Below are 4,181 nucleotides of genomic sequence, written 5' to 3'. Positions count from 1 at the left end.
GCGCAGCAGCCCATGGCTGGAGCCCAACGGGCCGCCGCCCTCGAGGAGTTCGTCGTTGGACAGCGGACTCTGGAAGTCGACGGGGACATACGCGCCCGCGTGGTCGTAGTGCCACACCAGATGCGACTGCTGGGCCGTGGGCTCGAACATCTCCAGCAACTGCTCGTAGTCCCCGCCGAGTTCGTCCACCGGCGTCACCGCGAGTCCGCACAGCTGCAGCAGATAAGCGCGGCGGAGGAAGTGCAGCGCGTCGTAGTCGAAACCGGCCACCGGGGCGACATCCCCGGAAAGGCCCGGCATATAGCTGAAGACGGGCACGGGCGGCAGACCGGCATCGCTGAGCGCCTTGTCGTACGCGGCGATCTCTTCGGCGAAGGGGTTGTCGGGGCTGTGGCACAGCACATCGACGAGGGGGACCAGCCAGAGGTCACATGCCACGCGATCTCACTCTCGTATCCGTACGGTCGATGGTCGGCCCAGCGTAATGCCCCACGTACGCGGCGCGAAGAGTGCAGGACGCCTGCCCTGGGGGGCCGGGGCCCATGGATCGGGTGGAGTTCGCGAAGAGTTCAGAAGGAGATCAGGGGGAGTTGACTTCCGGCTCGGTCCCCGTCCGGTTCCGCGAGCGCGTCTCCTCCCCCGCCACCAACCGCTCGATCAGCGCACGGAAATGCGTGTTGTACGCCGCTATGAGCCGCTCCGAGTCATGGGGATCCCCACGGGTGACCGCCGCCGTGAGCTCGCAGTGCCCCGTCCACAGCAGACCCCGCAGATCGGGCACGCGGCGCAGGTACGGCACCGTGAACACCCAGGTCTGCACCCGCAGCCGCTGGAGGAAGTCCGATACGTACGGATTGCCGACCAGCCCGCAGATCTCCCGCCAGAAACGCAGGTCGTAGCCGATGAGGATGTCCAGGTCGCCGGAGCGGGCGGCCCGCTCGGCCTCCTCGGCCCGGCGCCGCACCGAGGCCAGCGCCTGCGTGGTCATGGTGTTCAGCGTCTGCTCGACGTAGTGCCGGAAGACGCCCTCCACCACCATCGTGCGGGCGTCCACCATGTGCCGGAAGTCGTCGATGGTGAACTCGTGGACCTTGAAGCCCCGGTGCTCCTCGACATCGAGCAGCCCCTGGGAGCACAGGTCCAGCAGCGCCTCCCGGACGGGGGTCGCGGAGACGCCGTACTGCTGGGCGATCTCCTTGACGGTGAACTGGCGCCCCGCAGGGAGCCTGCCCGCGAGCACCTCGTCACAGAGCGCGTCGGCGATCTGCTGCCGCAGGGTGTTCCGCTTGACCGGGCTGGTGCCGGGCACGGGCATCGAGGACCGTCTCCTTCCACGGCCGTCGGTGTAAGAAAGCGGACGGCCCTCGCATCACGATATGCGAGGGCCGTTGCGCGGAACACGCAGAGTGCGGCGGTGGTCTACACCGGGCAGCCGCCGGGCAGCGGTCGGGCCGCGTCCGGAGGCGAACGGGCAGCGCCGGGAAGCCGGTAGCGGCGGCCGCTACGAGGTGTGCGCGTCGGCCGCGTTCAGCGCGTCGTCCAGGATCGCGAGCCCCTCCTTGGCCTCGGCCTCGGTGACGGTGCACGGCGGCACGACATGGGTGCGGTTCATGTTCACGAAGGGCCACAGACCGCCGCGCTTGCAGGCCGCCGCGAAGTCGGCCATCGGCTGGTTGTCCGCTCCGCCCGCGTTGTACGGCACGAGCGGTTCGCGGGTCTCCTTGTCCTTGACCAGGTCCAGCGCCCAGAAGACGCCGAGGCCGCGCACCTCGCCGACCGAGGGATGGCGCTCGGCGATCTCCCGCAGCGCGGGGCCGATCACGTTCTCGCCGATCGCGGCGGCGTTCTCCACGATCCCCTCCTCCGCCATCGCGTTGATCGTCGCGACGGCCGAGGCGCAGGCCAGCGGGTGGCCGGAGTAGGTGAGCCCGCCCGGGTAGGGGCGCTGGTCGAAGGTCGCGGCGATCTCGGCGGAGATCGCGACGCCACCGAGCGGCACATAGCCGGAGTTGACGCCCTTGGCGAAGGTCAGCAGGTCCGGGGTGACGCCGAAGTGGTCGGCCGCGAACCAGTGACCGGTGCGGCCGAAGCCCGCCATGACCTCGTCCAGGATGAACACGATGCCGTAGCGGTCGCAGATCTCCCGGACCCCGGCCAGATAGCCGGGCGGCGGGACCATGATCCCGGCGGTGCCGGGGATGGTCTCCAGGATGATCGCGGCGATGGTCTGCGGGCCCTCGAAGGCGATGGTGTCCTCGAGGTGGCGCAGCGCGCGCTCGCACTCCTGCCGCTCGCTGTCGGCGTGGAAGGGCGAGCGGTAGAGGAACGGCGCCCAGAAGTGCACCACGCCCGCCGAGGCGGTGTCGGAGGGCCAGCGGCGGGGGTCGCCGGTGAGGTTGATCGCGGCGGCGGTGGCGCCGTGGTACGAGCGGTAGGCGGAGAGCACCTTGGCACGGCCGGTGTGCAGCCGGGCCATGCGGACGGCGTTCTCCACCGCCTCGGCGCCGCCGTTGGTGAAGAAGATCTTGTCGAGGTCACCGGGGGTGCGCTCGGCCACCAGCCGCGCCGCCTCGGACCGCACGTCCACGGCGAAGCCCGGCGCGATGGTGCACAGCTTCGCGGCCTGCTCCTGGATCGCGGCCACGACCTTGGGGTGCTGGTGGCCGATGTTGGTGTTCACCAGCTGGCAGGAGAAGTCGAGGTAGCGGTTGCCGTCGTAGTCCCAGAAGTACGAGCCTTCGGCGCCCGCGACGGCGAGGGGGTCGATCAGGCCCTGCGCGGACCAGGAGTGGAAGACATGCGCACGGTCGGCGGCCTTGACGGCGGCGCCGGCCGCGTGGTCGGGGCTGGGCTGCACGGACACGTTCGTACCTCGGATCGCTCGCGGGTCGGGGCGGCACCAGCGTACGGACCGCCGCCCCGGGCCGGGCACCGACAGGCTGTCCGGGTTTCGGGCCGTACGCCGACATCCTGCCGGGGGCAGTGGCCTTGTGGCCGTCGCCGGTGATCGGGGCGCGGCTGTCCGGATTTCGCTCCCGGCGGCCCCCTCCGGACCTCCCGGGATTCCGTTCTCCGGCTCGGGAGTGACACAGGTCTCCGGCTCGGGAGTGACACAGGACGGATACGGAACCGATAACGGATCGTCCGCGTCGTCCACTTCGCTCTCAGCCGCCCTTATTCTCTCCGGGGGGCTGATCAGGGGGATTCACGGGGAAGGGACGATCGACGCATGGAAGACCTGGGGGCCGAGGACCCTCGCTGGATCGGTGAGTACCGGCTGCTCCGGCGCCTTGGCGCGGGTGGCATGGGCCGGGTGTTCCTGGCTCATTCATCACGCGGGCGCACGGTGGCGGTGAAGCTCGTCCAGACCGAGCTCGCCCAACAGGCCGAATTCCGGCGGCGGTTCAAACAGGAGGTGCGGGCCGCACAGCGGGTCGGGGGCACCTGGACCGCGCCGGTGCTGGACGCCGACACCGAGGCCGCCACCCCATGGGTCGCCACCGGCTATATCGCCGGTCCCTCCCTGCACGCGATCGTCGCCGAGTCGGGCCGTCTGCCCGAGCGGACCGTCCGCATCCTGGCGCACGGCCTGACGCAAGCGCTCCACGACATCCACGAGGCCGGTCTGGTCCACCGCGACCTCAAGCCGTCCAACATCCTGGTCACCATCGACGGTCCGCGCGTCATCGACTTCGGCATCGCGCGAGCGCTGGAGACCGTCACCGACGGCCTCCTCACGCGCAGCGGCGCCGTCGTCGGATCGCCCGGCTTCATGTCGCCCGAGCAGGTGCGCGGCGAGCGGGTCACCCCGGCCAGCGATGTCTTCTGCCTCGGCTCGGTGCTCGCCTACGCGGCGACCGGACGTCAGCCCTTCGGCACGGCCGACAGCGGGGTGCACGCGGTGATGTACCGCATCGCCCAGGAGGAGCCGGACCTGGAGGGGCTGCCTGAGGGGTTGCGGGACCTCGTCACCGACTGCCTGAAGAAGGTCCCGGACGACCGGCCCTCGCTGGAGGCGCTGCTGGAGCGTACGGCCGGGGCGGACGACGACGGCGAACCGTGGCTGCCGGGCACGCTCGTCGCCCAGCTCGGGCGGCACGCGGTGCAGTTGCTGGAGGTGGAGACGCCCGCCGGGCCTGGGGTGCCCGCGCGCCCGGCCGTACCGCCCGTGGCCGGGGCGA

General features: G+C 70.9%; 4 protein-coding genes. 1 reads left to right on the top strand and 3 read right to left on the bottom strand.

Annotated features, from left to right (window positions below; translation table 11 throughout):
- The 3 genes from GWI24_RS41315 to GWI24_RS41305 form a co-directional block, all read right to left on the bottom strand.
- Positions 1-438: hypothetical protein (locus tag GWI24_RS41315; protein WP_210951167.1), on the bottom strand; the 438-nt coding region annotated here is incomplete at its 3' end.
- A 142-nt stretch (positions 439-580) separates the two neighbouring features.
- Complete coding sequence (locus GWI24_RS41310) at positions 581-1,315, bottom strand: GntR family transcriptional regulator (RefSeq protein WP_210951166.1); 735 nt, start codon at positions 1,313-1,315, stop codon at positions 581-583.
- 186 nt (positions 1,316-1,501) lie between these two features.
- Positions 1,502-2,863, bottom strand: a complete 1,362-nt coding sequence (locus GWI24_RS41305; RefSeq protein WP_210951165.1) for an aspartate aminotransferase family protein — start codon at positions 2,861-2,863, stop codon at positions 1,502-1,504.
- 366 nt (positions 2,864-3,229) lie between these two features.
- Between GWI24_RS41305 and GWI24_RS41300 the strand changes: the two genes are divergently transcribed.
- On the top strand, positions 3,230-4,181 hold a 952-nt coding region (locus GWI24_RS41300; RefSeq protein WP_210951164.1), incomplete at its 3' end, for a serine/threonine-protein kinase.

This window comes from Streptomyces sp. MK37H, assembly GCF_018035285.1.
GTDB lineage: Bacteria > Actinomycetota > Actinomycetes > Streptomycetales > Streptomycetaceae > Streptomyces > Streptomyces endocoffeicus.
The sequence above is the reverse complement of the archived record's forward strand: the minus strand, read 5'-3'. Positions and strand labels throughout refer to the sequence as shown.